The sequence below is a fragment of the Erythrobacter sp. genome, assembly GCF_011765465.1.
GTDB lineage: Bacteria > Pseudomonadota > Alphaproteobacteria > Sphingomonadales > Sphingomonadaceae > Erythrobacter.
Genome location: NZ_CP050265.1, coordinates 1,595,263 through 1,611,137 on the forward strand (window position 1 = coordinate 1,595,263; position 15,875 = coordinate 1,611,137).

The following is a 15,875-nucleotide window of genomic DNA, read 5'->3' on the forward strand; positions in this document are numbered from 1 at the left end:
CCCGGTGGAGCATTCGTCGATTGGCGGTTTTCGTGTATTGCCCGCCCCCGCAAGGGAATTTCATGACCGCGTTCAGATACTTGACCTTCCGCCGAAGCGCCCTCGCCGCTTCCATCGCCATTGCGCCCATGCTTTCGGGCGCGGTGGCCTTCATGGGTGCGCCCGCTGCGGCGCAGGAATCGGTCGCAGGGCAAGAGCCGGTCGATCCCCTCGCCGCCGGGGCACAAAGCGCGGCCGAGCCCGGCACGCCGCGCACACGGCGCACTTACGAGCCCGATGATTTCGCCCGCTTCGCTCCGCGCAGTGCGCTCGACATGGCGCGGCAGGTTCCCGGCTTTTCGATCCGCGAAGGCGGCGGCGCGCGCGGGCTGGGCGCGGCGGACACCAATGTCCTCGTCAACGGGCGGCGTATATCGGGCAAGTCGAACGGCCCGGTCGATGCCCTCTCGCGCATCCCGACCGAGGAAGTGGTGCGGCTCGAACTCGTCGACGGGGCGAGCCTCGATATCGGCGGGCTCACGGGCCAGGTGCTCAATGTCGTGACCAAAAGCACCGGCGGCATATCGGGCCAGTTCCGCTACGCGCCGCAATTCCGCAGCTTCGGCACGCCCGCGCGCCTGCTCGACGGGTCGATCGCGATCGCCGGCGGCGGGGCCAAGGACGACTGGACCTTGTCGCTTTCGAACGATTCGAACCGCCTCGGCGACGAGGGACCGGAGCTGGTCTTCGACGGCGCGGGCGAATTGATCGACCTGCGCGAGGAGATCCGCAACGAGGACTTCGACCGGTTCGGCCTCGCGGGCTCGTATTCGCGCGTCGCGGACAACGGCAACGTGCTCAATCTGACAGGCGAGGTGAACGGCTTCATCCGCCGGGAGACCGAAATCTCCGAAAGGTCGGGGACGATTTCCCCTGTCGACCGGACGCGCATCTTCGAAAGCGGCGAGGACGAGTTCAATTTCGAAGTCGGCGCGGATTACCAGTTCCGCTTCGGGCCCGGCCGGCTCAAGCTGATCGGCTATCACCGCTACGAGGACAGCCCGACCTTCTCGATCCAGCGCACCGAGTTCGCGGACGGCGCGCCCGTCGAAGAAAGCCTCTTCACGCGCGATGCCGACGAAGGCGAGACGATCGCGCGCGCCGAATATGCCGTCGCGGCGCTCGGCGGGGATCTGCTGGTGGCGGCGGAAGGCGTGCGCAATTTCCTCGAGATCGATTCCGCCCTCGAAGCGCGCGGCGAGGACGGCGCTTTCGTGCCCGTCCCCCTGCCCGGCGCCAATGCGCGAGTCGAAGAGGACCGCGCCGATGTCGGCCTCACCTACAGCCGTTCGCTTGCCGCGGGGCTGCAGTTCCAGGCATCGGGCGGGGCGGAATATTCGCAGCTTCGCCAGAGCGGGCCGCTCGGCCTCACGCGCAGCTTCTACCGGCCCAAGGGCTTCGTCGCGCTCGACTGGAAGGCGACGCCGCGGCTGAACCTTTCGGGCCGGATCGAGCGTGCGGTCGGGCAATTGAGCTTCTTCGACTTCATCGCCACGGTCGATCTAGACCAGGACCGCGAGAATGCGAGCAATGCCAACCTCGTGCCGCCGCAAAGCTGGGTGTTCGAGATCGAGGCCAATCTCGGGCTCGGCGCGCTCGGCTCGGTCAACCTGCGCCCCTTTTACGAGGACATTTCGGACATCGTCGACCAGATCCCGCTGGCGAACGGCGGGCAGGCTCCGGGCAATCTCCCCTCGGCGCAGCGTTACGGGCTCGACACCGACCTTACCCTGCTGTCCGACCCGCTCGGCTGGGCGGGCACACGGCTTGACGTCAATGTCTCGCTGCGCGGGTCGTCGCTGGTGGACCCCCTGCTCGGCATCCCCCGCGAGATCAGCGGCAACGACATCGTCGACGTGCGCACCGACATCCGCCACGATTTCGCTGGAGGCGTGTGGGCGCTGGGCGGATCGGCTAACTGGGAGGACAATGCGCCGGTCGTGCGGCTCGACGAGGTGGCGCTGAGGACCGAAAGCTTCGGCTTCGTCTCGGCCTTCGTCGAGAACAAGGACGTGAACGGCCTGACCCTGCGTGCCAATGTGGCAAACCTCATCGATCGGAAGAACCGGTTTGAACGAACCGTCTTCGCCGACCGCGCCGCCGGGCTCATCGCCTTTTCCGAAGCGCGCGAGCGGCGCTTCGGGATGATCGTCACTTTCGAGGTCGAAGGCTCGTTCTGAAGCGCGCTTGCAGAGGCGCGGGGCACGGCCTAACCGGGCGGACGAGGAAACGAGGAAGCCGATGACCGACCCTACGCCGCCCCGGATGCGCAGCTGGCTGTTCGCCCCTGGCGACAGCGCGAAGAAGATGGCGAAGGCGATCGGGTCCGACGCCGACATCGCCCTGCTCGACCTTGAGGATTCGGTGACGCCGGAGAAAAAGCCCGCCGCGCGCGAGGCGGTGGCCGAGGCGCTGGCTGAAGCGGAAAACCGGGCGCGGGTGTGGGTCCGGATCAACCCGCTGACCGGCCCCGAAGCGGTGCGCGATCTTGCCGCGATAATGCCCGCGCGGCCCGGCGGGGTCTTCCTGCCCAAGGCGGAAGGCGCGCATCACGTGACGCAGCTCCACCACTATCTCACCGCGCTCGAGGCGGCGAACGGGACCGAACCGGGCGCGACGCGGATCGCCGCGCTCGTCACCGAAACCGCGGCGGCAATGTTCCGCACCGGCGACTACGCCGGCGACTATCCAGGGCGCGAGCGGCTGGTGGCGATGAGCTGGGGCGCGGAAGACCTGTCGAGCGAACTCGGCGCGCGCGAACAGCGCGGAACAGGTGGCGAATACGCCCACACCTACGAGATGGCGCGGAGCCTCTGCCTGCTCGGCGCGGTCGCGGCCGGGGTCGCGCCGATCGAGACGGTCCAGCCCGAATTCCGCGCCACGCACGCGCTCGAGCGCCGCGCGCGGGCCGTGCGCGCGCAGGGCTTCCGCGGGATGCTGGCGATCCACCCGGCGCAGGTCGCTCCGATCAACGCCGCCTTCACCCCGAGCGCGGAGGAAATCGCCCATGCGCGTGCCGTGGTGAAGGCTTTCGCCGATAATCCGGGTGCAGGCACGGTCGCGCTCGACGGGGCGATGCTCGACCGCCCCCACCTTGCGCTGGCGCAGCGGCTGCTGGCCGAGGCCGGCGAGAACTAAATGGTTAGTTTATATTTCCTACTTTAGCCACATAGGTTAATTCCGGTGCGACTCGGCAGCAGGAGCGCAAGGATGGGCCTTCTCGAAACCCTCATCGGACCGATCAGCTCGATCATCGACAAGGTGATCCCCGACAAGGAGGCGCGTGCGCGGGCCAAGCTCGAATTGCTGCGCCTCGAAGGCACGCAGGAAATGCAGCTGATCGAGGCGCGCCTGCAGGCGATCGTCGCCGAGGCCAATTCGCCCGACCCGTGGACCAGCCGCGCGCGACCGAGCTTCCTCTACGTCATGTATGTCCTGCTTCTGACGGCGATCCCGATGGGGGTGCTGAGCGCCTTCAACCCGGCCGCCGCGCGCGACATCGCCTCGGGGATGAACGAATACCTCGCAGGACTGCCAGAGCCGCTCTACGCGCTCTTCGGAACCGGCTATCTCGGCTACACGGCGGCGCGCCAGTGGGGCAAGATCAAGGGCGTGGACCGCTAGCGCCGTCGCAGCGCATAGGCGAGAGCCCCAAGCGCGAGCACGCCCGCCGTCACGCTGAAGCGCTTGCGCTTCACCAGCCGCCCGGCGAAATCGGCGAAATGCGCGGCCGGGCCGACGGGGTCTTCGGGATCGAACAGCTTGCTGCGGGCAAGCGCGATCTCCGATTCGTCGAGCCTGCGGGTCGTCAGCACCCGCAGCGAATGGCCTTCCTCCCGGCGCAGCGCCTCGATCGCGGGGACGATCCGCCCGCCGCGCTGTTCGACCTCTGCCGCGAATTCCTCTTCGCCGACCGCGAGGTGTTCGGCGAGCAGCCGGGTTCTCAGCCCACCGGCGAATTCGCGCAGGGCAGGCTGGTCCGCCGCCTCGAAGGCGAGGTCGCATTCGGTGTCGCAGACGAAGGAACGGCTCGCCATGTTGGACGAGCCGACCCGCACGAGTTCCTCGTCGACCACCAGCAGCTTGGCATGGACGTAGATCGGCCGGCCCTCGCGGTTGACAGGGTGATAGATGCCGAGCTTCCCGCCGTGATCCGCCCGGCGAAGGTCCTCGACGATCAGAGCGCGGCGCGTGTCCATCGCCTCGCTTTCGAGCCAGGTTTCCGCCGACTCGGGCAGGACGATGGCGATTTCGGGCCCGTCCTCTTCCTCCAGCCGCGCCCTGAGCGCATCACCGATCCGGCCCGACGAGAGAAACTGGTTCTCGATATAGATTCGCTCCTTCGCCGAGGCGATTGCGCGGCACCACAGCTTCTCGATCTGGTCGACCCGCCCCTCTCCCGCATGGCCCGGTTTGCTGAGCGCGATGCCCGCCACCGCGTCCTCGAGATCGACCCCGAGCGAATCCGGCCAGATGTCGGTGTCGGCTGCGGGCACGGGCAGGTCGTTGCCCGTCGCGATCTTCCAGCGCCGCCGCGCCAGATCTCCCAGCGCGCGCGCGGCCTCCCCATCGACGGCGAGCGTCATGTCGTGCCACGGCAAAGGATCATCCCCGTCATCGGCGCGGCGGCAATCGTAGCCCGAATGGTCGGGGGTGTCCCAGCGCCCCGAAGTCATGTCGATGCCGCCGCAGAAGGCGAGCCGGTCGTCGATCACGACGATCTTCTGGTGGTGGCACGCGCCGGTGGGATGCTCGTTGTCGAGCCGGAAATGGACCCGCGAATTGGCGCTCGCCTTGAGCGAGAGCCAGGACCCCAGTTGGCGCGCGATGTTGAACAGCATCGCCCCGCCCCATTGCAGGATGAAGATCTCGAGGTCGGGCCGCTCCTCCACCGCGTATTCGAGGAACTGCCGCAGGCGGTCGGGGATGCGCGGGTCGTCGAGATCGGGCTGCAAGCGGATGTCGAGATCGAATTCCCAGCCGATCAGATAGACGCAGCGTTCGGCTTTCAGGATCGCTTCCTTGGCGGCGGCGAAATACCCTGCGGCATCGACGATGAAGGCGACTCGTTCGGCGCGCGCCTTGCGCCAGCAGGTCTCGCCCTCGACGAGCACCCGACCCTGCCCCGTTACCGAGGCGACTTCGGGCGGTTTGCGTCCCTCTCCGGCGGGCTCCAGGTTGGCTGCGTCTCTCATGCTCTCTCTTGGCCAATCTCCGAGCACCGCGCCCGGTTCCGCCCGATCCGCCAAGCGCCCCTTCCCCCGCCCCGCTCGGAAGAGTAACAGCGGCGCCATGAGCAATCTCGTCCTCGTCCTCAACGGACCCAATCTCAACCTTCTCGGCCTGCGCGAACCGGAGATCTACGGCTCCACGACGCTCGACGAGATCGCAGGGATGCTGGAAGACCGGGCGCGGGAACTCGGGCTCGAGATCGATATGCGCCAGACCAATCACGAAGGGATGCTGGTCGACTGGCTGCACGAGGCGCAGGCGCTCGGCGCGCGCGCTGTCCTGCTCAACGCGGCGGCCTATACCCACACCTCGATCGCGCTGCTCGACGCGATCAAGGCGATCAGGACACCCGTGATCGAGGTTCACCTGTCCGACCCGAAAACGCGCGAGGATTTCCGCCACCTGTCCTATGTCGGCATGGCGGCGGCGCTGACGGTCGAGGGGCACGGCGCGGACAGCTATCGCATCGCGCTGGAGGCGGTCGCGGCGGGCGAGGTGTGACGCGCAGGCTTGCAGAACGTGCACCTTTGCCACTTGCCAGCCGCGATTTGCGGCAATAGTCCCATGCGAAACCATTCAAGGGGCACGCATGGCTAACGACAAGCCGCGTTCCGGAAGCTCTTCCGGGATGAACATCGACACCGCGCTCGTGCGCGAACTAGCCGAACTATTGAGCGAGACCGGCCTGACCGAGATCGAGGTCGAGGACGACGATCGCAAGATCCGCGTCGCGCGCAGCGCCGCGCCGGTCGCGGCAGCCTATCAGGCGGCTCCGGCAGCACCGGCGGCCCCGGCACCTGCGCCCTCCGCCCCGGCCCCGCAGGCCGAAGCACCTGCGGACACTGCCGATGCCGTCACCAGCCCGATGGTCGGCACGGCCTACCTCGCGCCCGAGCCGGGAGCGGCGAACTTCGTCAAGCCGGGCGACAAGGTCTCCGAAGGCGACACCCTGCTGATCGTCGAGGCGATGAAGGTGATGAACCCGATTCCCGCCGATCGCTCGGGCACGGTCAAGGCGGTGCTGGTCGACAACGCCCAGCCGGTCGAATTCGGCCAGCCGCTGGTCGTGATCTCGTAAAGGCATGGGCATTACCCGCATCCTGATCGCCAATCGCGGCGAAATCGCGCTGCGCATCCACCGCGCCGCGCACGAAATGGGGATCGAGACGGTCGCGGTTCATTCGACCGCCGATGCCGACGCGATGCACGTGCGGCTCGCCGACCACGCCGTGTGCATCGGTCCGCCGCCCGCGACCGACAGCTACCTGAACCACGCCAACATCATCTCGGCGGCCGAAGTCGCCGGCTGCGACGCGATCCATCCGGGCTACGGCTTCCTTTCCGAAAACGCCAAGTTCGCCGAAATCGTCGAGGCGCACGACATCGCCTGGATCGGGCCCAAGCCCGAGCATATCCGCACCATGGGCGACAAGGTGCAGGCGAAGAAGACCGCAGGCGAGCTCGGCCTGCCGCTCGTCCCCGGCTCGGACGGCGCGGTGTCCGACCCTGCCGAAGCGAAGAAAATCGCCGCCGAGATCGGCTATCCCGTCATCATCAAGGCAGCCTCCGGCGGCGGCGGGCGCGGCATGAAGGTGTGCGAGAGCGAGGACAAGCTCGAAACACTGATGCAGCAGGCCGGGAACGAGGCGAAATCGGCCTTCGGCGATGCCACGGTCTATATTGAGAAATATCTCGGCAACCCGCGCCACATCGAATTCCAGGTGTTCGGCGACGGCAAGGGCAATGCGATCCACCTCGGCGAACGCGACTGCTCGCTCCAGCGCCGCCACCAGAAGGTGCTCGAGGAAGCGCCCTCGCCCGTCATCTCCCACGAGGAACGGATGCGCATGGGCGAGGTCTGCGCCAAGGCGATGCGCGACATGGGCTATCGCGGCGCGGGCACGATCGAATTCCTGTGGGAAGACGGCGAGTTCTACTTCATCGAGATGAACACCCGCCTGCAGGTCGAGCATCCCGTGACGGAGGCGATCACGGGGGTGGACCTGGTGCGCGAACAGATCCGCATCGCTGCCGGAAAGCCGCTTTCGGTCAAACAGGACGAGATCGAGTTCAAGGGCCACGCGATCGAGTGCCGGATCAACGCCGAAGACCCTTTCACCTTCGCCCCGTCGCCGGGCGAAGTGACCTATTATCACGCCGCCGGCGGGATGCACGTGCGCGTCGATTCGGGGCTGTATGCGGGCTACCGCATCCCGCCCTACTACGATTCCATGATCGCCAAGCTGATCGTCTACGGTCGCACCCGCGAAGGCTGCATTATGCGCCTGCGCCGCGCGCTCGAGGAAATGGTGGTCGAGGGGGTGAAGACCAACATCCCGCTCCACCAGGAACTGCTGCGCCAGCCGGATGTGCTGAACGGCGACTATTCGATCAAATGGCTCGAGGAATGGCTTAAGCAGCGCGAGGCTTGATCCTCGCTATGCTCCGTTCCCGGAGTATCCCGTAGCCGCCGCCATTCCACCGGTCGCGCTTTTGCTGTATTGCAGCATGGCCCTATCATTTTTGGGCACATTTCGATGCGCGGAGCGTTGGGCGGATGGTGACACACGACATGGTCGATAGCGCCGCAAGGCAGGCCCCGCCGCGCGACACGGCGGAAGGCGAGGATTTCGCCGTGCCTGCGCGCGCGTCACAGCGGCGTGGCGGGACCGTCAACGCAGGCAGCCGCAAGACCCAGATCGTCGTCGTTGGCGGCGGTGCGGGCGGGCTCGAGCTGGTGCGCCGGCTGGGCTCGAAATTCGGGCGCAAGCACCACGACATCATCCTCGTCGACCAGAACCTCACCCATATCTGGAAGCCCCTTTTGCACGAGGTCGCGGCCGGCTCGCTCGACGCCAATCTCGATGAGGTCGGCTATCGCGGCCATTGCTACCGCTGGGGCTACCGTTTCTTCCAGGGCAGCCTCGAAGGTATCGATCGCGAAAACAAGCGGATCCACCTTGCCCCGGTCCACGACGAGGACGGCAGCGAGCTGATCGCGGGCCATTCGATCCGTTACGACATCCTAGCTATTGCGGTCGGGTCGATTTCGAACGATTTCGGCGTGCCGGGCGTGAAGGAGCACTGCATCTACCTCGATTCGCGCGAACAGGCCGACCGGTTCCGCACGAAGCTGCTCAATCACTGCCTGCGCGTCAGCCGGGCGATGATGGCGAATCCCGATGCGGACGAGCGGGTGAAGATCGCGATCGTCGGTGCCGGGGCGACGGGGGTGGAGCTTGCCGCCGAACTCTACAACGCCGCCGCGGCGCTCAGGCATTACGGGCTCGAGGTGTTCGACGAGAGTCGGCTCGACGTCACCCTGCTCGAAGCGGGGCCGCGCATCCTGCCCGCCCTGCCCGAACGCCTGTCGAAAGCCGCGCGCCACGAACTCGAACGGCTCGGTGTCGAAGTGCGCGAGAACACGCAGGTGGTCGAGGCGCGCCCGCGCGTGCTCGAAACGAAGGACGGCACCGCGATCGAGGCCGACCTCATGGTCTGGGCCGCAGGCGTGAAGGGCGCGCCCTTCCTGTCCGAACTGGGCCTTGAGACGACGCCGCGCCACCAGATCCTCGTGCGTGACACGCTCCAGACCATGACCGACGACAGCATCTTCGCGCTGGGCGACTGCGCCTCCTTCACGCCCGAGGGAAGCACCGTCCCCATCCCCCCGCGCGCGCAGGCCGCGCACCAGATGGCGAACACGGTGTTCGACAACATCGTGCGGATGCAGAAGGGCAAGCCGCTCAAGAAATTCGTCTACCAGGACAAGGGCTCGCTCATCTCGCTCTCGCGCTTCTCGACCGTGGGGAGCCTGATGGGCAATCTCGTCGGCGGGAGCCTCGCGGTCGAGGGGCGGCTGGCGCGGCTGATCTACACCTCGCTCTACCGCCTCCACCTGCTCGGCATCCACGGCTGGCTCAAGGGCACCTTCCTGATGCTGATCGGGCGCGTGAACCGCATCGTGCGGCCCAAGCTCAAGCTCCACTAGCCGAACATCAGCGCCGCCCGCGCCCGCTCGACCTCATCGACGAAGGCGCGGGCCGCGTCCTTGTCGACCATCGCGACCTTGATGCGCCTGCCGCCCCTGGGCTTCACCCACAGGATCGACTTGATCTCGCCGACCTCGTGGCTGACGGCTTCGACCTCTGCGAGCGGCAGGGCGCGGCGGCGCAGGGTGGGATGAAAGCGGATCGTGTCGCCCTCGATCCACACCGCGCGCGCATCCACGAATCGCCGCGCGAGGCGTTGCAGTTCGAACAAGAGATAAGCGGCGAGCGCGAGGACCGCGAAATTCACCCCGCTCCACTCGAACGGTCTCACGACCGGGAGCCAGTTGCGCCGCGAACGGCTGTCGGCGAGGGCGTCGAAGAATTGCGCGTCGAACGCGGCAATGGCGAACAGCGCCGCCGTCGGGACGAGCACAAGGAACACGCAGCCGACGCAGCCCGTGTCGAAACCGGCGCACGGGGCGTTCGCTGCGTCCTCCGTGCGGTCCGGCGGCGTTGTCTCGGTCATGTAACGCTATGCTCGCGGCCCGGACCGGCAAGGATGCCGCGTCCCGTGTCCGCCCGGATCAGAGCGGGACGCCCGGCTCGTGCTTCGAGGTGCGGATGGTGAGCGAGGTCTTGACGCTTTCGACGTTCGGCGCGGGTGTCAGCTTGCCGGTGAGAAATTCCTGGAAGCTCTGGAGGTCCTGGCTGACGATCTTGAGGATGAAGTCGATCTCGCCGTTGAGCATATGGCACTCGCGCACTTCGGGCAGTTCGCGCATATGCTCCTCGAATTCGCGCAGGGCGCTTTCAGCCTGGCTCTTGAGGCTGACCATGGCGAACACGGTGATCGCAAAGCCCAGCTTCGACGGGTCGAGATCGGCGTGGTAGCCGCGAATCACGCCCTCTTCCTCGAGCCCGCGCACGCGGCGCAGGCACGGCGGCGCGGTCAGCCCGACGCGCTGTGCGAGCTCGACATTCGTGACCCGCCCCTCGGCCTGCAGTTCGGCAAGCAGGCGTTTGTCGATTTCGTCCAGATTGGCCATGTGGGTTGTGCTCCCGGTGCGCAGGAAGGCCGCTCCCCTCGGCCGTTTACGCTTTAACAAAGGTGAGTAAGAACCTGCGGCGCAAAGGCACGCGCGACTAATATTATTATCCTTGGCAGCAATTGTCCCGCTTTGCAACGCGCTGTTCAGGTGTTCCTGTGACAAGGGCGCAATGCTGGTAAGGCCAGCCTGCCGACCTGCGCCCGCGCGCGCCCTTTTGGAGTCCCATGTTCTTCGACGACCGCCTTGCAACCGTGCTGCGCCAGCGCGTCTCGAGCGAGGCGGGTCGGCGCACGCAGTTCAGGCAGTTGCTCGACATTCTCGGCAATCGACGCCGGACAGACGAGGAAGGGCGCGATCACAGCCTGCTCGCCGCGGCATGGCTGCGGATGGACGCGCTTGCCGACGTCATTCCGGCGGAGGACCGCGCGCGGATGGTGCGCGAGCCGGGCTGGCGACTGCGCAGCGCCGAGCTGACCGCGCATCTCGCCGATTTCGAACCCGAGGTCGCCGCCGCCGCGCTGACGCGGGCGGAACTGAGCGCGCAGGACTGGACCGCGCTCATCCCCCGCCTGCCGCTGCGCGCGCGCGGTTTCCTGCGGCTGCGGCGCGACCTGCCGCTCGATGCCGAAGCGCTGCTCGAACGGCTCGGCATCCACGATCGCGGGCTGCCCCGACCCGGGGACCAGGCGGCTGATGCGCAAGGCGGGGCGATGCAGGAACCGGCCGCTCCCGCCGGGGTGCGGCCGGAGCGGGACGCAACCCCGCCCGGCCAGACACTGCCGGAGACCGCGCGCCCCGAACCCGAACCCGAACCCGAACCCGGACCCGAACCCGAAGCCGACCCCGCCCGCAGCGAGATTTCCGCGCTGGTCGAACGTATCGCGCGCTTCCGCCGCGAGCGCGAGACCACGCCTGCCGAACGCGACCCTGCGCCCGGCCTGCCGCTCGACCTGCCGGACGAGGAGCCGCGCGGGGAGCGCCCGGTCGCGGCCTTCGGCTTCGCCGCCGACAGCGCCGGGCGGATCGAATGGGCCGAGCCCGAGGTCGCCCCGATGGTGATCGGCGCGCGGCTGGTGCGGCGCAGGGCGCTGCTCGGCACGGGCGAGGAAAGCGCGCTCGAACGCGCCTTCGCCCGTCGCCAGCCGATCGCCCATGGCGCTGCGGCGCTTTCGGGCGCTCCGGCGATCAGCGGCGAGTGGGTGGTCGATGCGCGTCCGCGCTTCACCGACGACGGGGTGTTCGCGGGCTATGTCGGGCGCTTCCGCCGGCCTGTCGAAACCCCCGCTCGCCCGACTGCCGCCGCGCGCGAGGCCGACCGCATCCGCCAGCTGCTCCACGAGTTGCGCACCCCCGTGACCGCAGTGCAGGGCTATGCCGAGGTCATCCAGCAGCAGCTTTTCGGCCCCGCACCGCACGAATACCGCGCGCTCGCCGCCGCCATCGCCGCGGATGCCGCGCGCATCCTCGCCGGATTCGCCGAACTCGACCGGCTCGCCCGGCTCGAGACCGGCACGCAGGACATCGCGCGCGGCCACGCCGATCTCGCCGCTGCCGCGACCCGCACCGCGAACCAGCTTGCACAGGTGCTCGCCCCGCGTCTGTCGGGCATCGAGTTCGACCCGCCCGCCGACCGCCCGGTCGAGGTGACGCTCGACCCGGACGAGCTCGATGCGCTCTTGTGGCGGCTGCTGGCGACGCTCGGCGGAGGCTGCGCGGCGGGCGAGATGCTGACCGCCTCGCTCGCTCCGGCCTTCGCCCATGACGCGCGGCAGGGCGAGGCGGGACCGGTCGGCGTGGCCCGGCTGACCTGCGAGATTCCGGCGCAGCTGCTCGCCGAAGAGGACGTCTTCGCCGCCGAAGCGCGCCCCGCATCGAGCGCGATCAACGCCGGGCTGTTCGGCGCGGGCTTCGCGCTCAGGCTCGCCCGGGCCGAAGCGCGCGCGGCGGGCGGCGACCTCGTGCGGCGCGACGAAGAACTGGTGCTGACCCTGCCATTAGTGTCCGAGGCGGGCGAAGCCGAACCTGACCCGCGCGAGGAAACGGGGGGAAAGGTTTCTTAGGACAAACCCGCTATCGCGCAGCGCATCATGTATCACGCCCCGCTCCCCGTGTCCGCCGACGAGGCGGGCGGCATCGCCGCAATCGCGCCCGGCGAGGCGGCGCGCTTCGCCCCGGGTTTCGGGCGGCGGGTGCTGCTCACGATCGACACCGAGGAGGAATTCGACTGGTCCGTCCCCTTCGCCCGCGAGGCGACGGCGACAAGCCACACGCGCGCCTTTGCAGGCTTCCAGGCCATTTGCGAGGACATCGGCGCGCATCCGGTCTGGCTGGTCGACTGGCCGATCGCGCATGACCCGGTCGCCGTCGAGGTGCTCGGCGAAGCGGCCCGTGCGGGCCGCGCAGACATCGGCATCCACCTCCACCCTTGGGTCAACCCGCCTTTCGCCGAGGCGGTGAACGCGCGCAATTCCTATGCCGGGAACCTTCCCCCGGCGCTCGAAGCGGAGAAGTTCGCCCGGCTGAAAGGGCGGGTCGAGGAGGCTTTCGGAGTCTCCCCCGCGATCTATCGCGCAGGGCGATACGGCTTCGGCCCGCACACCGCCGGAATTCTGAAAGACCACGGGATCGCGCTCGACACCTCGATGCGTCCGCTGTTCGATTACCGCGCCGACGGCGGGCCTGACTACCGCGCGTATCCGGCCCATCCGTGGTGGATGGACGCGGAGCGCAGCCTGCTCGAGGTGCCCGTCACCAGTATCCATGCCGGCGCGCTGGCGGCGCTCGGCCCGCGCCTGGCGCAGCTTGCCGGACGCGTCCCGGGCGGGCCGGGCCTCCTCGCGCGGCTGCGTCTGAGCGAAAGGATCGCACTCACCCCCGAAGGCGTGAGCGTGGCCGAGGCCCTGCGCGGGATCGATGCGGCGCTGGCGGCGGGATTGCCGCTCATCGTGCTGTCCTTCCACAGCCCGAGCCTCGCCCCCGGCCACACGCCCTATGTCCGCAGCGAAGGCGATGTCGCCGCGCTCCACGACTGGCTGCGCGCGATCTACGCGCGGCTCGATGCGGCGGGCGTGCATTCGGCGAACGTGGCCGACATTCTCGCCGCGGTCCGGCGCTGAAGGCCCCTCCCAATCCGCTTGTTTCGCGCTCCCTGCCAAGCTAGGGCGAAGCGGTCCTGCCGCGGCACCTGAAGGGGCCTGTAGCTCAGCGGTTAGAGCTGGCCGCTCATAACGGCTAGGTCGCGGGTTCGAATCCTGCCGGGCCCACCGGGTGCGGCGGCGGGGGCATGATCGGGGAGTAGCGCAGCCTGGTAGCGCATCTGCTTTGGGAGCAGAGGGTCGCTGGTTCGAATCCAGTCTCCCCGACCATCCGCCTTTCCGCCCGTCATTCGCCCCGCATCCGGGCCAGCACGCCCTCGTCGAGCCGGTAGGCCCAAAGCAGCGGCAGCGCGGCGAGGCAGAACAATGCGGGCACGATCGATACGCCCCATTGCACGAGGTCGAGAACGGCCTGCGGCTGGGGCGTGTCCGGCCCGCCCCCGGTCACCAGCCCGCCCGCCTCCAGCAGCAGGCCGACGATGAACGGGCCGAGCGCTCCCGCGACGTTCTCGACGAAAGTGAACACCCCGCTCATCACGCCCTCGCGCCCCTCGCCCGATTGCAGCCGGTCGTATTCCATCGTGTCGGGCAGCATGGCGAGCGCGCACAACAGCGTGCCGGTCGAGAACGCGCCGATCAGCACCGCGCGCGCGTGCAGCAGGAAGGCAGGCTCGCCCGGAACCCACGCGAACCACGAGGCAAGGCCAAGGCCGTAAAGGACGATGAGGACGAGATAGGTCTCGCGCTTGCCGAAGCGCGCGATGACCCGCCGCCACAGCGGCACGCTGATGATCCCGGCGATGCTGAAGAGGCCGAAATAGGCCCCGATCTCGCCCGTGCCGAGGCCGAGGACGAGGCCGAAGAAATAGGGCGTGCAGGCGAGCACGGTCGAGAGCACGGCAAGCTGACACAGCTTCACCAGCGTCAGCAGGCGGAACGGGGCATTGGCGAAGACCCTCCACGTATCGATGAAGGGGCTGACCAGCAGAGCTCCCGCATCGAGCGCGCCGGGCGGCGCGGGCCGCTCGGGTCTCGGCAGCCGGGCGCTTGCGAAAAAGACCACGAGGCACAGGCCCGCCGCCCCGAGCCCCAGCACCGTGCCCATCACCCGATAGCCCGCCTCGGGCGTGCCGATCGCCCCGACCAGCGCGGGCGCCCCGGCAGACCCGGCGGTGACCCCGGCAAGGAGGAAAAAGACGCGAAAGCTCATCAGCCGCGTGCGCTCGTCGTAACCCGGCGCGATGTCGGGCGGCATGGCGAGATAGGGGATGGTGAAGATCGAATAGGCGGTCGAATAGAGCAGCAGCAGCGCGGTCGCGGCGAAAGCCGCAGGCGCGCCCTCCAGCCCCAGCGCCGACAGGTTGAAGAACAGCGCGAAACTCACCCCCAGTGCGAGTGCGCCGACCAGCAGGTAGATCCGCCGCGGCCCCCAGCGGTGCCGCGTGCGATCGGATAGCGCGCCGATCAGCGGGTCGATGATCCCGTCATAGATCCGCGCGACGAGGATGATCGTGCCGGCAAGCGCCGGGGAGATGCCGAGGAAGCTCGTCATCACGAACAGCGCGAACAGCGCCATCGCGTTGAACAGCGCGCCCGTAGCGAAGGAGCCCGAGGCCCAGGTGACCTGCTCCAGCAGGCCGACCGGAGCCACACGTGTCTCACCAGCGCCATCGCCTGCGGCGAGAGCAGGCGCGGCCGGCTCGCTCACGCGAAAGAGACCGACTTGCCCGGCGTCGACTTGCGATTCATGACATAGACCCCGCCCATGCTGCCGAAATTGATCCGCATATCCTCGTCGCAATAGACGACGTCGGAATGGAGTTTCGGCGGCTTCAATTCGCGGCGCAGCGGGCTGCCCGGCTCGAGCCCGAACTGCTCGCGCAGGGCCTCAGCACTCACGCCCTCGGGCGGGGCGATTTCGACGGCATAGAATTCGACCATGTAACGCTGCGGCTCGTCCGGGTCAGGGATGTCGTAGCGCCCCCACACGATCAGCCGCGCCGAATGGGCATCGTCGGGCGTCGTGATCTCGGTGACGTTGTTGTAGTGGCGCCCTTCGACGCGGATTTCCTGGTCGATCTCGTGGACCTTGATCGGAATGTCGCCGAAAGCGTTGAAGCTCTGCAGTTTCAGCGAGGAGACGTGGCGGATCGGCTTGCCCGCCGTGTGGCGCGGGCCGAACTGGGCGTAATGCGAGGCCCAGGGCGAGGCGACGAAGTCCTGCCGGTCGATCGGACGCGGGACGGGGGTGAGCGGGACGAGCTCGCCGATCAGCGCATGGATGCGATCGAAGGTCGCATCGTCATAGGTTCCATCGCTCTGGCACGCATCGATCGCCGCGCGCAGGTCCTGCTTGATCTTCCCGACATCGCTCATCGCGCACTCGTCCTTTCGCCTCGCATCTTGACACAACATCACACCAGCGGCGCATCTTTTCCCAAATCGCCTCGGCGTGCTATCCGCTGGGC

General features: G+C 68.1%; 14 protein-coding genes and 2 tRNA genes. 11 read left to right on the plus strand and 5 right to left on the minus strand.

The annotated features are described in order from the left end of the window. Positions 1-62: 62 nt before the first annotated feature. From G9473_RS07620 to G9473_RS07630, 3 genes are all read left to right on the plus strand, one after another. Positions 63-2,219, plus strand: a complete 2,157-nt coding sequence (locus G9473_RS07620; RefSeq protein WP_291138009.1) for a TonB-dependent receptor — start codon at positions 63-65, stop codon at positions 2,217-2,219. 61 nt (positions 2,220-2,280) lie between these two features. Beyond that, positions 2,281-3,177, plus strand: a complete 897-nt coding sequence (locus tag G9473_RS07625; RefSeq protein WP_291138012.1) for a CoA ester lyase — start codon at positions 2,281-2,283, stop codon at positions 3,175-3,177. 72 nt (positions 3,178-3,249) lie between these two features. After that, positions 3,250-3,663 (plus strand): holin family protein, encoded by a 414-nt coding sequence (locus G9473_RS07630; protein WP_291138015.1) that lies wholly within the window; start codon positions 3,250-3,252, stop codon positions 3,661-3,663. Here the strand turns inward: G9473_RS07630 and G9473_RS07635 are convergent. Beyond that, positions 3,660-5,234 carry a phospholipase D-like domain-containing protein gene (locus G9473_RS07635; protein ID WP_291138018.1) on the minus strand — a complete coding sequence of 525 codons (1,575 nt, stop codon included), beginning with the start codon at positions 5,232-5,234 and terminating at the stop codon, positions 3,660-3,662. The two genes, G9473_RS07630 and G9473_RS07635, sit on opposite strands and share 4 nt — an antisense overlap. Before the next feature lie 97 nt (positions 5,235-5,331). Between G9473_RS07635 and G9473_RS07640 the strand changes: the two genes are divergently transcribed. The 4 genes from G9473_RS07640 (at position 5,332) to G9473_RS07655 (ending at position 9,262) form a co-directional block, all read left to right on the plus strand. Next, a complete protein-coding gene (locus tag G9473_RS07640; protein ID WP_291138021.1) occupies positions 5,332-5,772 on the plus strand; it encodes a type II 3-dehydroquinate dehydratase in 441 nt (146 codons plus the stop codon). 88 nt (positions 5,773-5,860) lie between these two features. Further along, positions 5,861-6,349 carry an acetyl-CoA carboxylase biotin carboxyl carrier protein gene (accB, locus tag G9473_RS07645; RefSeq protein WP_291138024.1) on the plus strand — a complete coding sequence of 163 codons (489 nt, stop codon included), beginning with the start codon at positions 5,861-5,863 and terminating at the stop codon, positions 6,347-6,349. 4 nt (positions 6,350-6,353) lie between these two features. After that, positions 6,354-7,703 carry an acetyl-CoA carboxylase biotin carboxylase subunit gene (gene accC, locus G9473_RS07650; protein ID WP_291138027.1) on the plus strand — a complete coding sequence of 450 codons (1,350 nt, stop codon included), beginning with the start codon at positions 6,354-6,356 and terminating at the stop codon, positions 7,701-7,703. Positions 7,704-7,828: 125 nt separating this feature from the next. Continuing rightward, positions 7,829-9,262 (plus strand): NAD(P)/FAD-dependent oxidoreductase, encoded by a 1,434-nt coding sequence (locus G9473_RS07655; RefSeq protein ID WP_291138030.1) that lies wholly within the window; start codon positions 7,829-7,831, stop codon positions 9,260-9,262. Here the strand turns inward: G9473_RS07655 and G9473_RS07660 are convergent. After that, complete coding sequence (locus G9473_RS07660) at positions 9,259-9,789, minus strand: hypothetical protein (protein WP_291138033.1); 531 nt, start codon at positions 9,787-9,789, stop codon at positions 9,259-9,261. The two genes, G9473_RS07655 and G9473_RS07660, sit on opposite strands and share 4 nt — an antisense overlap. Positions 9,790-9,847: 58 nt before the next feature. Then, on the minus strand, positions 9,848-10,309 hold the full coding sequence (locus G9473_RS07665; RefSeq protein WP_291138035.1) for an Lrp/AsnC family transcriptional regulator: 462 nt from the start codon (positions 10,307-10,309) through the stop codon (positions 9,848-9,850). Positions 10,310-10,536: 227 nt separating this feature from the next. Here G9473_RS07665 and G9473_RS07670 point away from each other — a divergent pair, with 227 nt between their 5' ends. From G9473_RS07670 to G9473_RS07685, 4 genes are all read left to right on the plus strand, one after another. Continuing rightward, positions 10,537-12,372, plus strand: coding sequence for a histidine kinase dimerization/phospho-acceptor domain-containing protein (locus G9473_RS07670; protein ID WP_291138037.1), 1,836 nt, complete (start codon positions 10,537-10,539; stop codon positions 12,370-12,372). A gap of 27 nt (positions 12,373-12,399) precedes the next feature. After that, the gene (locus G9473_RS07675; RefSeq protein WP_291138039.1) at positions 12,400-13,428 is read left to right on the plus strand and encodes a polysaccharide deacetylase family protein; all 1,029 of its coding nucleotides are present in this window, start codon (positions 12,400-12,402) and stop codon (positions 13,426-13,428) included. 74 nt (positions 13,429-13,502) lie between these two features. Further along, a tRNA-Ile gene (locus G9473_RS07680) sits at positions 13,503-13,575 on the plus strand. 25 nt (positions 13,576-13,600) lie between these two features. Then, a tRNA-Pro gene (locus tag G9473_RS07685) sits at positions 13,601-13,677 on the plus strand. A gap of 16 nt (positions 13,678-13,693) precedes the next feature. On the opposite strand, the gene G9473_RS07690 is transcribed toward G9473_RS07685, so the two are convergent. Both G9473_RS07690 and G9473_RS07695 read right to left on the minus strand, forming a co-directional pair. Further along, positions 13,694-15,115 carry an MFS transporter gene (locus G9473_RS07690; RefSeq protein WP_291138042.1) on the minus strand — a complete coding sequence of 474 codons (1,422 nt, stop codon included), beginning with the start codon at positions 15,113-15,115 and terminating at the stop codon, positions 13,694-13,696. Then, a complete protein-coding gene (locus G9473_RS07695) occupies positions 15,112-15,783 on the minus strand; it encodes a PAP/fibrillin family protein (protein ID WP_291138045.1) in 672 nt (223 codons plus the stop codon). Before G9473_RS07695 ends, G9473_RS07690 begins: the two co-directional genes overlap by 4 nt. Positions 15,784-15,875: the final 92 nt, after the last annotated feature.